This is a genomic window from Nitrosomonas sp. Nm34 (assembly GCF_900113925.1).
In the GTDB taxonomy this organism is placed as follows: Bacteria; Pseudomonadota; Gammaproteobacteria; order Burkholderiales; family Nitrosomonadaceae; genus Nitrosomonas.
In genome coordinates, this window is sequence record NZ_FORD01000012.1 from 53,918 (window position 1) to 73,132 (window position 19,215).

The 19,215-nt window shown below is 42.7% G+C and carries 19 protein-coding genes; 15 read left to right on the forward strand and 4 right to left on the reverse strand.

Translation table 11 applies throughout. The features are described 5' to 3' along the window. Nucleotides 1-670: 670 nt before the first annotated feature. The 6 genes from BM283_RS07190 (at nucleotide 671) to BM283_RS07215 (ending at nucleotide 7,900) form a co-directional block, all read left to right on the forward strand. On the forward strand, nucleotides 671-2,002 hold the full coding sequence (locus BM283_RS07190; RefSeq protein WP_090691465.1) for a sugar-transfer associated ATP-grasp domain-containing protein: 1,332 nt from the start codon (nucleotides 671-673) through the stop codon (nucleotides 2,000-2,002). Continuing rightward, nucleotides 1,993-3,084 carry a phospholipase D-like domain-containing protein gene (locus BM283_RS07195; protein WP_090691468.1) on the forward strand — a complete coding sequence of 364 codons (1,092 nt, stop codon included), beginning with the start codon at nucleotides 1,993-1,995 and terminating at the stop codon, nucleotides 3,082-3,084. The genes BM283_RS07190 and BM283_RS07195 overlap by 10 nt, the downstream gene beginning before the upstream one ends. Nucleotides 3,085-3,110: 26 nt before the next feature. Further along, nucleotides 3,111-4,511: a surface carbohydrate biosynthesis protein gene (locus tag BM283_RS07200; protein ID WP_090691470.1), complete on the forward strand. Its 1,401-nt coding sequence runs from the start codon at nucleotides 3,111-3,113 to the stop codon at nucleotides 4,509-4,511. A 26-nt stretch (nucleotides 4,512-4,537) separates the two neighbouring features. After that, entirely contained in the window at nucleotides 4,538-5,416 is an 879-nt protein-coding gene (locus BM283_RS07205) for an N-acetylneuraminate synthase family protein (RefSeq protein ID WP_090691473.1), read from the forward strand. 17 nt (nucleotides 5,417-5,433) lie between these two features. Beyond that, on the forward strand, nucleotides 5,434-6,594 hold the full coding sequence (locus BM283_RS07210) for an N-acylneuraminate cytidylyltransferase (protein ID WP_254776257.1): 1,161 nt from the start codon (nucleotides 5,434-5,436) through the stop codon (nucleotides 6,592-6,594). A 295-nt stretch (nucleotides 6,595-6,889) separates the two neighbouring features. Beyond that, a complete protein-coding gene (locus BM283_RS07215; RefSeq protein ID WP_254776263.1) occupies nucleotides 6,890-7,900 on the forward strand; it encodes an O-antigen ligase family protein in 1,011 nt (336 codons plus the stop codon). Between the two features lie 16 nt (nucleotides 7,901-7,916). On the opposite strand, the gene BM283_RS07220 is transcribed toward BM283_RS07215, so the two are convergent. The 4 genes from BM283_RS07220 to BM283_RS07235 all read right to left on the reverse strand — a co-directional run bounded on the left by BM283_RS07220 (nucleotide 7,917) and on the right by BM283_RS07235 (nucleotide 12,945). After that, on the reverse strand, nucleotides 7,917-9,830 hold the full coding sequence (locus BM283_RS07220) for a glycosyltransferase family 39 protein (protein ID WP_254776258.1): 1,914 nt from the start codon (nucleotides 9,828-9,830) through the stop codon (nucleotides 7,917-7,919). A 286-nt stretch (nucleotides 9,831-10,116) separates the two neighbouring features. Next, nucleotides 10,117-10,692 carry a nitroreductase family protein gene (locus BM283_RS07225; RefSeq protein WP_254776259.1) on the reverse strand — a complete coding sequence of 192 codons (576 nt, stop codon included), beginning with the start codon at nucleotides 10,690-10,692 and terminating at the stop codon, nucleotides 10,117-10,119. A gap of 136 nt (nucleotides 10,693-10,828) precedes the next feature. Beyond that, nucleotides 10,829-11,452: a response regulator transcription factor gene (locus BM283_RS07230; RefSeq protein WP_090691480.1), complete on the reverse strand. Its 624-nt coding sequence runs from the start codon at nucleotides 11,450-11,452 to the stop codon at nucleotides 10,829-10,831. Further along, nucleotides 11,449-12,945, reverse strand: a complete 1,497-nt coding sequence (locus BM283_RS07235; protein ID WP_090691481.1) for a PAS domain-containing sensor histidine kinase — start codon at nucleotides 12,943-12,945, stop codon at nucleotides 11,449-11,451. The genes BM283_RS07230 and BM283_RS07235 overlap by 4 nt, the downstream gene beginning before the upstream one ends. A 722-nt stretch (nucleotides 12,946-13,667) precedes the next feature. Between BM283_RS07235 and BM283_RS07240 the strand changes: the two genes are divergently transcribed. The 9 genes from BM283_RS07240 (at nucleotide 13,668) to BM283_RS07280 (ending at nucleotide 19,123) form a co-directional block, all read left to right on the forward strand. Then, the gene (locus BM283_RS07240) at nucleotides 13,668-14,120 is read left to right on the forward strand and encodes a CBS domain-containing protein (RefSeq protein WP_090691482.1); all 453 of its coding nucleotides are present in this window, start codon (nucleotides 13,668-13,670) and stop codon (nucleotides 14,118-14,120) included. Nucleotides 14,121-14,156: 36 nt separating this feature from the next. Next, the gene (raiA, locus tag BM283_RS07245; RefSeq protein WP_046848683.1) at nucleotides 14,157-14,705 is read left to right on the forward strand and encodes a ribosome hibernation-promoting factor, HPF/YfiA family; all 549 of its coding nucleotides are present in this window, start codon (nucleotides 14,157-14,159) and stop codon (nucleotides 14,703-14,705) included. 571 nt (nucleotides 14,706-15,276) lie between these two features. Then, nucleotides 15,277-15,486, forward strand: coding sequence for a hypothetical protein (locus BM283_RS07250; RefSeq protein ID WP_090691483.1), 210 nt, complete (start codon nucleotides 15,277-15,279; stop codon nucleotides 15,484-15,486). A gap of 393 nt (nucleotides 15,487-15,879) precedes the next feature. Continuing rightward, nucleotides 15,880-16,092, forward strand: coding sequence for a DUF2934 domain-containing protein (locus BM283_RS19390; protein WP_090691484.1), 213 nt, complete (start codon nucleotides 15,880-15,882; stop codon nucleotides 16,090-16,092). Further along, the gene (locus BM283_RS07260; RefSeq protein ID WP_090691485.1) at nucleotides 16,076-16,471 is read left to right on the forward strand and encodes a hypothetical protein; all 396 of its coding nucleotides are present in this window, start codon (nucleotides 16,076-16,078) and stop codon (nucleotides 16,469-16,471) included. Before BM283_RS19390 ends, BM283_RS07260 begins: the two co-directional genes overlap by 17 nt. Nucleotides 16,472-16,510: 39 nt before the next feature. Beyond that, on the forward strand, nucleotides 16,511-17,059 hold the full coding sequence (locus BM283_RS07265; RefSeq protein ID WP_090691487.1) for an Hsp20/alpha crystallin family protein: 549 nt from the start codon (nucleotides 16,511-16,513) through the stop codon (nucleotides 17,057-17,059). Between the two features lie 168 nt (nucleotides 17,060-17,227). Then, nucleotides 17,228-17,536 carry a hypothetical protein gene (locus tag BM283_RS07270; protein WP_090691489.1) on the forward strand — a complete coding sequence of 103 codons (309 nt, stop codon included), beginning with the start codon at nucleotides 17,228-17,230 and terminating at the stop codon, nucleotides 17,534-17,536. A 237-nt stretch (nucleotides 17,537-17,773) separates the two neighbouring features. Beyond that, nucleotides 17,774-18,274 (forward strand): hypothetical protein, encoded by a 501-nt coding sequence (locus tag BM283_RS07275; protein ID WP_090691490.1) that lies wholly within the window; start codon nucleotides 17,774-17,776, stop codon nucleotides 18,272-18,274. A gap of 402 nt (nucleotides 18,275-18,676) precedes the next feature. Next, a complete protein-coding gene (locus BM283_RS07280) occupies nucleotides 18,677-19,123 on the forward strand; it encodes a hypothetical protein (RefSeq protein ID WP_090691491.1) in 447 nt (148 codons plus the stop codon). Nucleotides 19,124-19,215: the final 92 nt, after the last annotated feature.

A 19,215-nucleotide genomic window follows, 5' to 3' on the forward strand; every position in this document is an offset into this window, starting at 1 on the left:
AGCTAATTCCTATTTGCGTTATAAAACGAATCAGTGAAATAAAAAACTGTTAATTCTCATAAATTAATCTATTTTATCTACTCATATAAAGCTTATACCTACGTATTTATACGTATTCACATATGCGTTGTTTTAAGATAATTTGTAAATGAGCTATAGAGTAAAAAAACAGAGGAAAAGTGTGTCCTCTTAGATAGTAGTAAAATAAGAAAGTAAATACACTCCCTTATGCAACCTATACAGCTTGATCATGAGCAGCATTTTATGCCGTGCTTAGGAGAGTATCAGCAAATTAGCATCTTAACGTTATGACGAAAATTCTCACGAGATTTTCACAATTCAAAGATTACACTTTTTCAGTCAACCAGATTGGTATCGGGAACGTTTTCCATATAATGAATATTTTGCGTATTAAGGCATTTATTTTTATAAGATAGCTAATCCATTTTTATAGATTAACCCACATTCATTTTTTTATGGCGTAGAAGGAAAGTGTATCTATTTATGAGACAAGTACATAGAATAACTATTTTGCATATTTGTGATTTAAAAAGCGGGATGAATTAGAGAAGGAAATCGCGTTCTCTAGAGCAGGAACAAGTAAGTGTTGTAGCAAGAGCTAGCTCAAGTCATCATATATCTGTTTAATGCGAATGGAGAAAAAACTGCAATGGAAAAATTGGATTTAGGCATAGACAGGATCACGCGTGATCTGAGTGGTGCGTTCTTGATCTTGCCCAGGCTATCCGATGATGATACGGCAGCTACTTTAATCCATCGATACTTTCAGCGTGAAGTCTGGGATGAAATCAGAATGGTTGATCGCCTGATAATGTATGCAGCGCTTCCATTAGTGCCATTCGTGATCATTTTGCTGACAATAGTCTTCACCACACTTAATGGACGCTTTATCAAAAAGCGAACAGGTAAGGGAATAATCAGGCAAATTTACGAGCAAATCAGGCTTGCTACCCGATATGCAATCCTATCTCCCTGGTACTACATTTTTGAACTGCACGATGAGGATAAGAGAGAACACGCAGGTGAATATCTTAATCGCTTTGAAATAAAAGCAGGTATTTATAAGTTATTACGTAAATACAATGGTGGTCTCCCCATTCCCGTTGAGCGTACTACAGCGTATATCAAGGATAAAGCATGTCTTAAGGCTCGCTGTAATGATAAAGGTATTGCAACCACACCTATCTTTTGGATCTTTGAGAAAAGACAAATCAGAAAAATAGATTGGCAGGATGAAAAACTGCCCGAAATTGACCTTTTCGTAAAACCGTTAGCCGGACAGGGTGGAGGAGGTACTTCGCGCTGGGATTATCTCGGTTCGGGGCAATACCGAGGTGGCGATGGAAAGGTCGCGACGGGAGAGCAATTAATTGAGTACTTACGAACAGCCTCAGAGCACAAGACTTATCTGGTGCAACCACGGCTCATAAACCACAGGGAAATCACTGATCTTGCCAATGGCACGCTGGCCACTATTCGTGTGATGAGCTGCCGTAATGAGTCAGATAACTACGAGGTGACCGATGCGGTTTTTCGTATGGCGCGAAACAGCAAAACTGTCGTCGACAATTACCATGCCGGTGGCATTGCAGCCAATGTCGACATTCAGACGGGTGAACTAGGCAGAGGCACTCGCGGAGCCTGGGGAACAGTTGCAGATGGATGGTACGATCGGCATCCGGAAACCAATGTGCCCATCCTGCATCGCAAGCTTCCGTGCTGGCCTGAATTGATCCGTTTTGTGCAGGATGCTCATGGTTGTCTTTTTTCTGATCAGGTGGTAATCGGCTGGGATGTTGCTATACTCGACACCGGTCCTTGCTTAATCGAGGCGAATAAAGCGCCTGATTTAGATATCATTCAACGTACGAGGAATGGACCTGTTGGCAATGAGCGACTTGGTAAGTTGTTGGCATTTAATTTGAGACGAACAATCGAAGCTAAATATGCTCCCCTGGAGGTAAATTCATTATGCAAATGAACTCAGCTTACGAGGTTTATTTTGGTGGGCCTGATCGCTCATCAGGTTATCTACGGGATCTGCTGGCACAGCAGATTGCTGCTGTGCCAGCAGGAGGCTCTATCGATTGGGTAACTTATTATTTTCGTGATTTAGAGCTTGCCAGAGCGCTCATCCAGGCTCAAAACCGAGGCGTCAAAGTGACTGTTTGTCTAGCAGGCAAGCCACGTGTTTCCGATGCTAATGATGACGTGATTGCCCTGCTTTCCGCACCAGAAGGTCTAGGTGATAAGTTTCGCACTGTCACGCTTACCGGGATACCTTCCCCGCCAAGAAGAGCATGGAGACCTCAGTTACATGAAAAGCTGTACTGCTTTTCGCATCCGAAACCCGTCGCGTTCATCGGTTCTTTTAATCCATCCGGAAACCAATTGGAAGAAAGATCGGATATTATTCGAGAGATTGGTGACCAGGATCAGGGTCATAATACGTTGGTTGGGTGCTATGATCCGCTGCTCATTGAGAAACTGGTAAAGCATGCCCGACAGTTACATCAAAAATCACCAGGATTATTTTATCGATTTTCTGCAAATGCAAATCACACCATCAAAGGGACTGATACGACTATTTATTTTCTACCCAGCATGCGTCCCCATCCCGTCATGCAATTCTTGAATGAAATAGGCAAAGATGCGCGTATTCGTATTGCAGCCTCACATATCAGAGCAAAGCGGGCTGTTGATGTGATCGTGGGGCTGACTAAGCGAGGAGCAATAGTGGAAATCATTGCAGAGCAAACGCTTAGACGTGTTACTCCGAACGTAGAGCAGCGATTGCTCTCAGCGGGAATTCGATTCAAGCGAAATGGTGATAATTTACCCATGCATCTTAAGTTCATACTAGTTGAAGCCGGTGATCAGAAGTGGTCGATTTTTGGTAGTTTTAATTGGACGAAGCCTTCTTTCTGGTTGAATCATGAAATTATTGCTATTTCCAGCAATTCGCATATTTTTAATGCTTTTTCCGATCGATGGAGTATATTGGCAAATGAAAAAGCCATTACACCTATCACGCCCGAGCGGTTTGGTTTAATTCCTGTTTAATGGTTGTAAGTTAGGTGCTATATCATATGAAAACTCGAGCTTCACCGCTAATTATTCCTGTTGAAAGCCAAGTTCGTGAGTTAGATGCGAAAATTCTTTTATCCTGTATTGCAGCTGAGCGTGGTTTTCCAGTCATCATGGGTTCCAGAGCGTATGCTCATTTCCAGGTAGCCTCCGTTCCTCGGGGAATTTATTTGGCGAAAAGTATGCGAAGCCTGAGTAGTTCAATGTTTAAGATATTGCGCCAACTGGGTCATGAGATTGTGGCGTGGGAAGAAGAGGCGCTGGTTCATCCACCTGCTGAGACATATTTTTCTCTGCGCTTGTCTCCTAAGACTATCAAAAATGTGTCGCATGTATTTGCCTGGGGTCAGGAAAATGTTGATCTGCTTCGACAATATCCTGCACTGCCTGAGAATATGCCCATCCATATTACCGGAAATCCGCGTGGTGATATGCTGCGGCCAGAAATTCGTCCTTACTTTGCCCCAGAAGTTGAAAAGCTGCGTAGTCTTTATGGAGATTTCATTCTTATTAACACCAATTTCAGTGATGTAAACCCCTATATTCCCAGCGTGGGCTTATTTCTGCCAACAAAAGCTCCTTCGCAGCCAATCCGTTTAGGGCAGTCTGGTATTGGCATGAGCAAGGAGTTTGCTGAAGGTCTGCAAGCGCATAAACTGTCAGTTCTGGAGGATTTCAAACAACTTATTCCCATGCTCGAGCAGGCATTTCCTGAGTTAACTATCATTGTTCGACCTCATCCTAGTGAAAGTTATCAAATTTATCACCAAATTGCTGCGAAATGTCCGCGAGTAGTCATAACCAATCAAGGCAATGTCATTCCCTGGTTACTCGCTGCAAAAGCGATGGTACACAATGGCTGCACGACCGGGCTGGAGGCTTATATGCTCGATGTTCCTGCGATCTCTTACCTGGCAACGCTTAATCAATATTACGACTATGACTTTCAAGGTTTGCCTACTAAACTCAGTTACCAATGTTTCAATTTTGAGGAACTGGCTGATATTTTGTCTCAGATTCTTAAGGGTGAAATAGGGGCAGCGGATGGCCAGGAGCGGCAAGATCTCATTGATTATTTCCTGGCAGCGCAAGAAGGGCCATTAGCTTGTGAGCGGATTGTAGATGTTTTGGAAGCCAGTGGTTACAGTAAAGGACAACCCCCGGCCAAACCACTCAGTACCTATCTTCAAGGATGGCTATTCACCAAGCTAAAAGCTGGCTTGACGAATCTCTATATGCGTCGCCCAGGTCCCAATCGGCTGGCCTACCATAATCACCGTTTTCCTGGAATTTCAGTAAAAGAAATTGAACAAAAAATTGCGCATTTTGGTAATTTATTAAAGCGCTTTGACAAGATTAAAGTTGCGCCATATGCTAAGCATGTATTCAGGATCAGCGCATAAGTTTCTTACTTTACTGATTGATATCTATGAAAACACCCAGAGTTGTTGCTGAAATAGGCTGTAATCATAAAGGTGACATTGAGATTGCACGTGAGATGATAAAAGTCGCCGCGAGCTTTGCTCAATGCAATTTCGTCAAGTTCCAGAAACGTTCGAATAAGGAGCTGCTTACACCTGAGGAGTACCATGCACCTCATCCCAATCCACAGAATAGCTATGGGGAAACTTATGGAGCACACCGTGAATTTCTGGAATTTAATGTTGAGCAACATCAACAGTTAAAAGAGTGGTGCGAAGAGTATGGTATCGGTTATTCAACTTCAGTCTGGGATCTTACTTCGGCAAAGGAAATTGCAGATATCAATCCAGAATTCATTAAGATACCCTCAGCGTGCAATCTCAATTTTACTATGCTGGAATTCCTTGCTCGTAACTATAGCGGTGATATTCATATTTCCGCGGGGATGACAACTCCTCCGGAGCTAGAACAGATTGTGAATTTGATGGAAGCACATGATGCCGCTCATCGGGTTGTGTTATATGCTTGTACCTCAGGTTATCCCGTGCCTTTTGAGCAGGTTTGCTTGCTGGAGTTACGAACTATAGAGGAACGGTTTGGCTCTCGCGTTAAGGAAATTGGGTTTTCTGGACATCATCTCGGAATAGCCATTGATTCTGCAGCCGTGGCATTGGGCGCATCCTGGATTGAACGGCATTTTACTCTGGATCGGACTTGGAAGGGGACTGATCATGCCGCCTCATTGGAGCCAGATGGGTTACGCAAGCTGGTACGCGATGTGCGTGCTGTATCTAACGCTTTGACATTTAAAGATACCCCTATACTGGAAATTGAGTTACCGCAGCGTAATAAGCTCAAACGTTTGCAAGGCGTTCATTTCAACTGATGCGCTGGGTTGCTTTTATGCCTCTGCGTGCGAATTCGAAATCGATTCCTGATAAGAATATCCGCTTCATCGCAGGTCGGCCTCTATTCGCCTGGAGTCTGGAACAAGCGATTACTTCACAGTGTTTTGATGAGATTTACGTTGCTACCGATTCACCAAGAATACGAAAGAGAGTACTGGAAGAATTTCCTTCTGCTGTTAAAGTGCTGGATCGTTCGGCTGAAACGTGCACAGACACAGCGAGTACGGAAAGCGCTATGCTCGAGTTTCACCAGAAAATATCATTTGATGTGGTTAGTCTGATCCAGGCTACTTCACCGCTTACCCGTGCAGGTGATTTTCGTATGGCTAAGCATAAATTTGTTACTGACAATCTGGATTCTCTGCTAACTGCCGTGTCATCGAAACGTTTTTTCTGGACCCAATCAGCGATACCTATTAACTATGATCCGGCTAATCGCCCAAGACGGCAAGATTTTGAAGGATGTCTCATGGAAAATGGGGCTTTCTACTTCACACGAGCAAAATTGCTGAAAGAAACGGCCAGCCGTTTGGGCGGGCGTATCGGTATTCATCAGATGGCTGCTGAAACTGCAATTGAGATTGATGATGAAGTCGACTGGATGGTGGTGGAGCAACTTCTGCTAAGGCAAAAATTAAAATCCACCCTCGGTGCTTCACAGATTAAAGCGTTTATCCTTGATGTGGACGGCACACTGACTGATGGTGGTATGTATTATGGATCGGATGGTGAGGCATTCAAGAAGTTTAATACCCGCGATGCACATGGTTTGCAATTGCTACGTGAAAACGGCATCAAGGTTTGTGTCATGAGCTCCGAAGCTAGCCCTGCTGTTGCCGCGAGAATGAAGAAACTGAATATTGATGAATACTATCCAGGAATAAAAAATAAATTTGAAGTGCTTCAGAGTAAAGCTAAGCTCTGGCGGATATCTTTACAAGATATCGCCTATATGGGGGACGATCTTTGTGATTTAGACTGCATAAGCAGGGTAGGCACTGCTATGTGTCCAGCAGACGCTGTTCCAGAAATTATACAGCGGGCTCATTACATTTGTACCCGCCCGGCTGGACATGGTGCTGTGCGTGAAGCATGCGATCTGATCCTTGGAATCAATCTGGGAATGACCATGACTTCTCCAAAAAATCATTCTTAAAGCGGTAGTGGGTGTATTTCGTGTATTTCGCAGATCATCTCAAGATTAAGTATAAAAATTACTGATGCAAAATAAACTAGTCAGTTCAGCCAATCTGATACAGACTTCTTATGCATGGCAACACATATTGACAAAAGCCATGTTACTTTTTTTTGGTATTGCTCTGTGGAGCAAGTGGTTGAGTCTGCCTGCCGGTATCATTTTGACTGTACTCTGGATTTTAGATGGGGGGTTTAGCCGGCTGAGGGGAATAATCAAAGATCCCTTCGTAATGGCAATACTCATTTTGTCTGGTGTGGTTGCACTCGGAACACTCTGGGGCGATTATCCTGAGTTTGGATATATAAAGTGGAGAAGATATTTTGCTTTCTTGATCTTTATTCCTTTTTTATCTTTGTTGAATAAAGAGCGCTTGCCTTGGGCAATCGGGGGATTGCTCACTGGTTATTTCGGTGTTTTACTGATGGGGTTTTATCAATGGGCGATTGTTGGCGTACAAGGAATTCCTCCTCTCAATATTAGCTATTTAAATTTTTCATTAATGCTCGGGATTGGAGTCATGCTGACGATCTACCTGGCAAGCATAAATAGCGATAAAAAATTAAAGTCAGCACTCTGGTTTTTTGGAGGCTTCTTGTTGTTTCTTCAATTCAATCAGGATGCACGTGGGCCTCTCCTGGCAACCCTGGTGTCGACGGGTTTATTAATTCTTCTACTCTATAAAACAAACATCAGAATATTGGCTGGTATTGCATCATCATTAATGGCTGTGGTTCTTATATTTGCATTCAATAGCGCCAGCTTTCAGGGGAGGCTGATTCAAATCCTTGACGGTGTAAAGCTATACCAGCAAGGAAAATATGGCACGAGCCTAGGCTATCGTCTTGCCATCTGGGATGTAGGTTTGCACGGTATTATGCAAAAACCATTAACTGGGTATGGTACAGGAAAAGCAGGAAGTTATTTCGAAGATACGATAACCACCTATAAAGATGGTCGTTATAAGAATCTACTTGAATATCATAAAACAACTAACTATCACAATGATTGGATTGAAATTGGCATGCATGTCGGAGTGCTTGGTATTTTCGCGTTAGCCTTTCTTCTAAAAAGCTGGTTTCAAACGCTACGCGCTTACCAGCTTCCTATCTTGGGAGTTACCCTGGTCAGTTTTGTTTTCTTATCAGGCCTAACGGACACCTTTATTCTCTATAGCAAAATTCCTACTTTACTACTTGCCATTACCGCTATTGCCATCAGCTGGCAAAAAGTAACAGGAACAATTGAACTTGAGAGCTGCCACTAGGTTAATCTGGCTATCATCAATGACCCCGATATCCTCGGGCAATTCTATAATATACCCACCGCAACGGTTTATTCTCACGCATGATTAATTGACTCTGTATGGGGCCAGGTTGATCAAGCATGTAAGTAATATCGTTACCCCAGCGGCCCTGCTCAAGATGGTTTTTCTCTATACCAACCAGTATGATCGGCCGCATGGTTGGCGGTTCCGATGGATACCAGAATTGATACATAGCGCCGCTGTCACCAAACATATTACGTGAGCGAATATCCATAGGTTCTTTTCGATTGTAGAAAGACAGTGAGCTCGCAATCGGCCATTTGCTCATGCCTACGACAAGCGGCTTTTGTCCAGTTTGTTGCTGTATATTTTGAACGACTTTTTCAATTTCAATAGTTGTTTCACGCCAGAAATAACGTTTCATGAAATCCGGATAGGGAATACCTGGAAATCCCAGTACGACATAGTGCAGTATCAATGCATAGGCAATCATGGAAATTGCGATAGTCGGGTTCCATGCTGCCTGCAGACGGCTTGCGATATTGCCTAAATGATGGGTCTGTCCCATCATCCATGCTATCGTTGGCAATACCGCTAACCATAGCGGAGCAGTCCAGTGAAAACGCATTGAATCGAACATACTGAGAACAAAAAATACCGCAAGTGGCGTTCCAGTGAAAACCCGCAAAAACAAACGACACCTTTGTGCAGATTGATCACTATCTTGATTGCCACCTGTTATGAGCGCCCATGCTGCAGCAAGGAATCCAGTAGGTGTGAGCAGCACTAAAATGTTAAGGAATAGAAGATGTGCTGAGAATTGATCATCACCCGCACCTTCTAATCGTCGTCCTTGAAACAGGAATGAAGCCCAGTTATGTTCGGCATTCCAGATAATGACCGGAGTAAATAATAATAAGGCAAGCAGGGCAGCAAGATAGGGATGAGCACGTCGCATCCAGTGACGCGCGATGGGATCCAGGATAACAAACAATAAAGCTGCCATACCCAATAAGCCAATGGTATATTTTGAGAGAAGGCCGAGGCCGAATGTGATTCCCATACCCAGCCAGGCAGAACTGCGGCCGGCTATCAGCGCGCGCTCCATGTAATAGAGTGTGGCGGCCCAGGCTGCGATCAAGGGCGCATCTGCTGTCATCAACATGCCGGTTGCAAAGCTAAAGGGTAAGATGGCCAGTAATAACAGCGTGCGCAACCCCGTCTGTTTGTCATAAAGGTTGCATGCTAATGCATATAGATAACCCATTGTTATCAGACTGCACATGAATGCACTGATGCGGACCCCTAACTCATTATCACCAAAGATTGAGGTGCCAAGCCAGATCAGCCATGCAACCATGGGTGGGTGATCAAAGAAACTCAGGTCCATATGCTGAGCATATACCCAGTAGTATGCTTCGTCTGGAATGAGCTGCGCTTGAACTAAATAGATCAAGCGCAGCAGGATAGCAAACACGATGATCCCAATCGTGGCCTCACGCCAGCCTATAGCTGGAGAAGGCAGCTGCTGCAGAAGCGGAAATATATAAAATACGAGCCCCATATAACTCATCGCAGCGGTTATAACGATAACCGGAAAAATGGCCAGTGTGAGTGGTATATGCCAGACGTTAAGGAGCAAGGTTAGTAAGCCGCCGCGCATCAGCAAAACCAGGATACTGACTATCGAGTAGCGACTGAATAGCTGCCATCGCAGGGAGTTTAGGTCAATTGATTGAGGCAAGTATTTGGAAAAGAATGAGTAATTTATCGCACCAGCTATGAGAAAGCTTGTGATATGCGCTAATGAAAGACCAGCCTCACTATGCATTAGCAATAGGAAAGAACCTGCATCCACTGCCGCAGCAAGTAATCCGATAAAACAAAGGCGCCAGCTTATGTTGCCCGGGAGTACATTGTTAGGATACATTATTAAATGTTGTAGATAAGGCCACCTGAGAAATTTTGCTAAAGATACCATTTGGAATTCGATCAGTTTATGTTTGTGGATAGGATTGATATGCAGCTTATCTCTGTTTTTAACTGACGGGAAGCTATTTTCCAAAATTGTGAATAGGGTCTTATTTTATTTCCAAATCAAAATTGACGCGAAGGCGAGCCGCAGACAATATCAATCATACGGCAAGGTGAAGCCAACAAAGTCAATTTTGATTTGGAAATGGAATAACTTGTTTAGCTTACTTGATACCAATCAGCTAACTCGTTAACGTGATAATGACGGGTTTCTTTCTCCGAGTAGGGGGCGTCTCCCCACTTGGGTAACCAAGAATAATCGGGACAATAATAGAAAATTCTTCCGGGATATTTAATTTAACCTTGATATCTGGCGTATTTAAAGCTGTCAATGCAGCACCGATTACACAGCTTCCCAATTTCATGGCACATGCTGCCAGCATCAGATTCTCGGCTGCCAGCCAGCAATCCGCAGCTACACAAGACCCGGTTTGTTTCGAGCAAATCAGAATCAGCGTACTCGCGTCGTAGAAAATATTGAAATCAGGTTCAGTAAAGGAACCAGGGGCGCGTCCTGCTATTTGAAGTTCTCCAGCAAACAGAGGTTTGGCATAATCTGAAATATCTTTTAATAGCTGTTTATCGCGAATAATGGCAAATGTCCATGGTTCCTCATGTAATGCTGTAGGACCATGTATAGCGGCTTCTAGAAGGATGTGTATAGCGCCCAAGTCAACTACTTGCTCAGTGTAATTACGAACACAACGCCTAGCTAGAATTGCCTCAAAAACAGTCATTTCAACCAGTGTTTCTTGCATAGCCAACTCCTATTGCAAATCTTATTTTGGTTACCGTATCAAGAATCGATGCGAGAGGCTATCCGTATAAATACGTATATATTTTTTGCTGCTTACTGTAGCGGTGACGTTGAGTTAACGCTGGCAAAGCACAGCATTATGTTGAGGTGTTTAATCCACTTTCATAGGCAATACGTGCAAGATCAAGCAAATTGATTGCGCCTGTCTTGTGCATGATATTGGATCGGTGAATTTCTACCGTGCGAAAGCTGATACCAAGACGAGATGCAATCTCCTTGTTGTGGTATCCCTGAATAGCAATCATCATAACTTCATGCTCACGTTTCGTGAGGCTTGCCAAGCGTGATAGCGCATCCTGATTATGTTTATTCGCTTCTATTAGCTTTTCGCTTTCCAGAAAAGCTGATTGAACAGAGGCAAGAAGTTTTACGCGAGTAATGGGTTTGGTGAGAAAATCGATTGCACCCGCTTTGATTGCTCTGACACTCATAGGAATATCACCATGCCCAGTAAGAAATATAATGGGCATTATATTTTTACAATTTAAGAGTTTTTCCTGAAGCTGCAAGCCACCTATTCCGGGCATGCGTACATCAAGAATAATACAACCTTTGTGACCAGGTTGATAAGCATTAAGAAAGGTTTCAGCATTTTCAAAAGTTTGCACACAGATTCCTTCCTGCTTGAGTAGAAGAGCCAAAGAATCTCTTACTGCTGGCTCATCATCCACGATAAAAACAATGAAGTGTTGAGAGATCATGATGCAAAAGGTAGTGTGAAGTTAAATTTGGCACCCTCCTTGGTATCAGGATCAAGCCAGAGTTGACCGCCATTAGCCTCAATGAGGGCGCGACTGATCGACAATCCCATGCCGATGCCGGTTGGTTTTGTTGTGAAGAAAGGATCAAAAATATACCGGACTATTTCTTGATCAATACCAGGGCCAGTATTAAGTACTGAGACCATGGCTAAGTTTTTTTCGTTCAATATGCTGATGGCAATCGTAATTGCGGGAGATGAGACATTCGCTGCGCGCATTGATTCCACAGCATTTATCAATAGATTTACCAGGGTTTTTTGTATATGAAGACGATTGGCAAGCACTGCAGGGAGGTTAGATTCCAAATGTAACACGTGATGAAAATCGTTATAGCCTTCGCTGTGGGCAATTTTTAAAGCATCCGTTACCACTTCATTCAGACTGAGTTTTTCAGTAACCATTTCTCCTTTTTGCAGAAAGGCAACCAGTTCGTGCAGTCTGCGACCAGCATGCTGAGATTGTTTGACGCAGTTTTCAAGCATCTGTCTTACTTCGTCGATATTGAAAGCCTTGCTTTCCATAGCACGCAATGTGACCTCACTGTATGCAGAAATTGCAGTAAGCGGTTGATTTAGCTCATGGGCAATGGCAGAAGCCGTATGAATCGCTACTTGCTGCTTAAAAAGTACTTCTGATTCAGCACGCTGCATTTGAAGTTCTTTCTCGAGTGTTTTGCGTTTAGTGATATCGCGTGCCATGCCGACAAGGCGATTTGCACGCCTTATTTCAAAGTGGACTTGCCCAGTTATGGTGATCCAACGCTCAAATCCATCAGCAGCATTAATAACACGAAATTCTGCAAGGTAGTGGCCATCACCAGCAGGATCCATGGCTTTCTCAAAAGCGGCTTGGTGAGTGGCATAATCTTTGGGATGAATCGCGCGGATAAACTTATCATAAGTCATGATTTCCTCAGTTCCGCAACCCCAGAGCTCGCGCATCCGTTTATCAATGTGTATGACGTTGTTTTCGAAATCGATATCAAGAACGCCCAATGCTGCTGCTTGTTTGGCTAGCCACAATCGCTCTTCACTAACTTTCAGTGCGACTTCTGCTTGACGACGTCGATCACTGATATTCAGCGTGATCAAAATATAAAGTTGATCGTGGGCTGTCAGGGGATTCAGACCAATATTTACCTTCAGCTCCTGTTTGTCATGAGTTAAGACAACCAGTGTTCTATCATTTCCTATGTCGCGTTCCCATGGCTTGCCGAGATAAACTTCTCGGTAGTACTGATAAAGATCCTGATAGTGAGGAGATATGAGTTCTTCGATCGCGAGACCGCAAAGTTCATGATCTACATAACCGAATAGCTGTTGCGCGGCCACATTTGTTAGCACAATGTGATCCGAATCATCGATTAACAATATAGCATCTGATACTGCATTGAGCAGTGTCTGAAAGCTTAGCCCTGTAAATGAGTCAATCATCAATCACAGTATATTTAAAAATGATTTGTATACTGAATAAGCTACAGTCTACGACAAAAAAATAGCTTTAGTCTATCAATCAATACCATAATAAGAAAATATTTATACGTGTTTGTACGTATTTAACCCTTTCTTTTTTTTCGATAGATTATTACTAGTAGTAAGCTTTGCGAATTTAGAATTATTATTAAGTTTAAAAAGTTGAATATATGAATGCAGATGAAATGTGTGATAGCTGTGGTAATCGGAAGCTAAATCACTTTCTTAAGCTTTTATTATGTTATAAAGGAGAAGGAAATGAAATATATATGTTGTTGCCTTCGTATCTTTGGCTCCTGCCGCTTGAGGTGAACCAAAGCAAGAGAAATCTTCTCCTGGCGCTGAAATAGAAAATAAAGCGGCCGCAGAGAGAACTAGGCCTGCCGCCGCTGAATCATCTGCTCCTCAAACAAAAACTGACACTGAAAAGATGGAAGAATTAGAGGAGCCATCTATTCCTGCTGACACTGAAGATCCGTTGATTCCACACGCTAAATAAGCGGCGTGCATTGCTTCAATCTAGCTTCAATCTAATTAGAAAATCAATCAGTCTCCGCATAATTGACCTTTTTGGAGAGTTTGGTTTTTTTAAGTCACTGGTTTTATGAGTTACACATACAGAGAAACACTCTAAAAACACAGTTATGCGGAGGTTTCTTAATTATAGACAAGAGGTGAATAAAATGCCTATAGGTGAATTTTGTAAACGTGAAGTCGTCGTTGCTCAACGTGATGATACTGTCTTACAGGCAGCTAAGCTGATGCGCCAGCACCATGTTGGAGATGTGATGGTAATCGATGATGGGGGAGAAGGGAAACGAGTGCCGGTCGGTATAGTGACTGACCGTGATTTGGTCATGGAAGTTATTGCACCAGAACTCGATACCAATGTTATCACTGTTGGTGATATTATGGTCTCTGATTTTGCTAGCGTAAAGGAAAATACGGGTGTATTTGAATCAATTCAATATATGCGGGTCAAGGGGGTGCGTCGCTTGCCAGTAGTAGATGATAATAATATGCTGATCGGTATTGTTACGCTCGATGACTTATTAGGGTTACTGTCTGAGGAACTCGATGCACTTGTTAAACTCATGGCACACGAGCAGCAAAAGGAAGCGGGTATTCGCCGCTAGTAATTAAAGATCAACTATGGAAGGAGAACAAGAATTATGCAAAGCCCACTACAAATCACCATACGCGATATATCTTCTTCCGATGCACTAGAAGCGCATATTCGCGACAAAGTGGAAAAGCTCGAAAACTTTTTTGATCGCATTGTTTCCTGCCATGTAGTAGTTGAAATGCCGCATAAGCATCATCATCAAGGGAAGGAGTTCAATGTCCGCATCAATATCGGTGTGCCCGGCAACGATATTGTGGTTAACCGCGATCATCACGAAGATCCCTATGTCGCCTTGCGCGAGGCTTTCGACGCTGCCAAGCGTCAGCTTGAGGATCATGCACGTCGAATGCAGCTTAAAACCAAAGCACACGCTGCTGATCAGATTGGACACGTTGCGCGTATCTTTTATGAAGAAGGTTATGGTTTTATTAGAGGACAGGATAGCGTGGAACGTTATTTTCATCGCGATAATGTCATTGATCCAAGCTTTGAGCTTTTGCAGGAAGGGGATGAAGTCAAATTCATCGAGGAGTTGGGAGCCGAAACTCCACAAGCCAAGCGGGTGAGTGCTGGTAAGCATCACTTGCCGGAGTGAGTAGGGGTGAGTGTTATTTGTACACTATCTTATGCCTCGAACGCTGATGCTTACTGGTACTGTTCTGATGAAGTTACGGCAGCTAAGTGCTCATGTATTTTAGTTTGGTAGAGATTTATGCTGCTTGATTCTGCTTGGGTTCTATTTTATGGGTGTCTCTAAAAATTCATATTTGCGAGCATCCGCTTCACGAATTACCTGCTTACCCCCATTTCATCACAATACTTCGTTGTCCACAAAAATGTTTCCTTATTCTATTCCACATCAAAAGTGACGGGAAGGCGAGCTGCAGAGAGTATCCATTATACGGCAAGGTAAAGCCGACAAAGTCAGTCTTGATTTGGAAATGGAATTAGATATTCTCCCTCCATTTCTTGCGCCGCCTGAACAGCAACACAAACACATCCGCAATCTTAGCTTGCTACGCTGTTTTGGCAAGTGAATCTCGATGATTTTTGGTTAAACTTTCCCTGAAACCAAGTCCGGTAAATTCCATACGCAACCACCACTATGCTACCCTACCAAATCACCGGTCAGGGATGCTTATGGTGCAAAGATGCTATGAATTTGAATGAATAGGGAAAGCTTCTTCCGCAGCGCCATTTCCGCCTTGCCGAGACCACAGTACCACCCGCTAAGAGTGCTTGTCGCGCATGGTATTGCTTTTTCCATCACCTATACGCGTGCTCTGCACATCGGTGATGACTCGATTGCAAATTTGTGCCGCGTCGGTCTTGCCCGCTTGCATAGCGCTTGCGCCGCGGCTTCTGGCGGCGCATAGGTTGCAGGTTGCCACTCATCACCCCTGCCAGTTGGTCTGCATAGAAGTACTGATGGATAGTTTCATGGTTGATGAACAATTTACCTTCTAGTTCAAGTCGGTCTGATGCCTATCCATACCCTGTCTACTCATCTTATCCATCCTATTCCGGTCTTCTCGACCAAATAGCCTGGCTTTGGGTCCTTTATTTACAATCTATTTAGTGATGGGCAGTTTATTGCGAGAATCAAAGAAAATCGGGAAAAAGCCGTTCTGCTGAATGATCTACGTGTTTATACGTATTTAATCATCTTCTGTTTTTCGATAAATTGATGATTACGGTTTTTATACCGTCACGAAAGATTATACAAATTTTTTACTCAATTAATTTATTGATTAAACAAGGAGGCAAAGGTGGAACCTACTAAACCACTTACCAAGAATACCAGGAAAAAAGTAACGGTTACAGGTAACGAATCTAATGGCGAGCATATGCAGGAAGACCGCAATTCTCGTATCGCTATTGCAGCTTATTACAGAGCACAGGAAAGAGGATTCCAACCCGGACATGAACTGGATGATTGGCTGGCTGCTGAAGCGGAGGTAAACAATGAGTATTACCAGTAAGGCACTGCTGAGAAATAATTTTACTGCGAAGGCAGAGACTAACGAAAGCGAGTATGTAGTTTTGATACTTTCTGAAGACGGCATAATTCGTGATTGCAACAAGGCGGGCGCGGATTTATTGGGAGGATGGCCCAAGAATTTGCCAAAACTACATATTTCCAGATTATTGCCAAAGCTGGCAGAGATCGATTTGCTAAAAGGAGAGCAGGCTAATCCCTATCTACGTTTTCTTTCACGCATAGGACACCATTTTGAAGTGGTGAGTATGAGTGGAGTACATTTCGCAGGAAAGCTTTTTTTCAGCGATGTGAAAGATTGTGGTTCACACCGGATGATTATCATGATCTACCCTGTCTATCAAGAACATACCTTGCATTGAAAAAAACAGAATTTTTTAACCCGGAATAGGAGAATCATCATGGCAGAAGAAAATAAAGAAAATATTCCAGTCTCTACAAATAAAGAAACAGCAAAAAAAGAAGCAACAAAAGGTGAAGTATCTGCTATGCGTCCAGCCACTGATATAGAACGCTCTTTTACTGAGATGGAACGCGCTTTTGATCGCTTCTTCCGGCGTGGCTGGCCGTCATTATGGCGATGGGGAGGTGTCCCGGCATGGGATAACCTGTTTGAATTGGAAGCTTCACATTCACCGAAGCTGGATGTGATCGATCGAGATAATGACATCCTGGTTCGTGCTGAAATCCCTGGTATAGAGAAGGAAGACCTGAATATTTCTCTTACCGGCAATTTGCTCACGATTAAAGGTCAATGTGCGAGCGATGTAAAAGAAGAGAAAGGTGATTATCATAGACGCGAAATTTCCAATTTTTCATTCTCTCGTTCAGTTGCATTGCCAGGAGAAGTGGATACTGCCAAAACGACTGCATCTTTGAAAAGTGGCATTCTAGAAATTACTTTGCCAAAAGCTGAATCTTCAAAGCGACGTAGTATTACTGTGCAGTAATGACTGAGAGTTACATGAAACTTACATTCACGTATATCGAATATAAGTTTTAACCCATTATCTGCCTCAGTATGCTTAATAGTGCTGTAATGAACAAAAAACTATCATCCTTTGAAAGGTTGTGTGATTGGAGTCCTATTTTCAACTAACCCATTCAAGGAGTTGATTATGAAACAAGAAATATTAATCCCTTCTACTGTGATAAGTATAATCTCGTTGAGTATTGGATTATTTATATTATCGCTTGATCGCATGCAATCGATAGAAGATCTTCGAGCACAAAATCAGAAACAGATTATTGAAAATCAATTTATGACGCAGCAGGGATGGCAAACGTCTCGCGATCATGCACAGCCAACAGAGGCTGCAAAAAAGCAAGAACAAATTCGGAAAGAACATCACCTGCGCATGAAAGAGCATGCAATGAAACATTATCTTCACAACGATGAATTTAGGAAAGGTGGGGTATGGATGTAATAGTCATATTGAATCATAAGAGTTTTGATAAGTATAATTTTAGATACCTACGAAAACCTTGGCGATTAACCTTATTTAGAGTTGGTAGCGTAGACTATAAAATAGTGAGCTAGTTCTCTTCCGTGGTGGAATTAAAAATTGTGAAGCATAGCTTGCTGAAAGGATGATACCTTATATGATGGATAGCGTATAGATTAGCCTTGTTATAGTCTCTGCTATCACTAAAAGGAAAACATTATGATCCGTAATCCTATTGATGTTGCTAGCCGTGTTAGTCCCGGTTTGTCTGCGTTGATTGAAAGTCGGCTCAATGAGGCAGACACTGATCAACCGATAACACTTGCTAGCGTTCGTGCTCTTCTCGTAGGTTTGTTGCCTCCAGCATTTACTGAGACAGAGAATCTGCATCATTTTGATGTGAATGAATCATTACTTGATGAGTTAGATGCACTGATTGAGGAATTTGGTGAAACTGCCTTAGCCATTGATTTTGTGCAAGATATTGCTAGCGAACCGCTTTCTCGAGTGATCGAAGCGGTTATGTATAATGAGAATCGGCGGGTTCCGCCAACGCTTGGTGCTGTAAAAGAAGCTATTTTCTCGGGTTTGATCGCTAGTTTAGTCGGTGATGGCGCGTTGGATGAAGATGAAGACGACGCGCTGCTTGCAGAGATTGATACGCTGATTGCTCGATATGGTGAAGAAGCGCTCGCAGAGAATTTTTTACGGTATGAGTGACAAACGTTCTGAAATAGTTGCCTTCCTATTTTTCTTATTAAATTATGCCCTCACTCATCCCTTCTATATAGTATAGAGAAACCTTAGGGATGACTAAAAGAATTTTTTCATTCCAATTACTTGCAACGATATCTCAAAATAATTTAATAAGCTGTTGAAAAACACTCTATGTTGTCGCTGTCATTTTAACAATAAGCTGAAAATATTCATTTATCAGATACAAACTCCGCTTTTTTTCCTATTCTTGTCTATCATCAGCTGCCTCGAATACATTTTAAGCAGCGTATTAATAAGATTAATTTTCTTTCTAGAGTAAATTTTTTAGTAAGAAAATGAACCTTAGTGAAAATTTTAAATCGGATTATTAATTGGTGATGGTTTATTTTTTCTGGTTTTCTGAAAATGTATCTCGACAAAATTCATTCTCTACAAACAGGCGTTAGTCTTGAAGTCTCAACAATAGCTTTGCGTGCCCTAATTAGAGATGTCATGGTGGGTCAACGAATTACTGAACTTGCCAAGATTTGTGGTCCGATGGATCTTTACGATTATCTCTCCGTTGTTGTCTACAAAGGTGCTGAAGGTTTGATCTGCAGGCGTCATGCTTGGGTTGATGAAATCAAGCATGATCTGCTTGCAGGACGTCCGGTTTCTTTTAGGGGTTTCGACAAACTATTCTGGCGTACTCTCGATGAAGAAGATCCTGATGGCGACGAATGGTATCGATTGACTTCTGGAGAAGAGTTCCTGTCTCAATTAATCTCTTTACTCGGTATTCTACGTTCGGCTAATCGAAGATTGCTACAGAAAGTGGATGTTTTACCTGATCTAGAGATCGGATGGGCCTAAGAGCTTTTTTATTTGAGCTAATCAGTTGCAGCGGGGAATGTGGTATATATTTTTCCATTCCTCTTTGCAATGTTCAGATATGTATTTCCAGA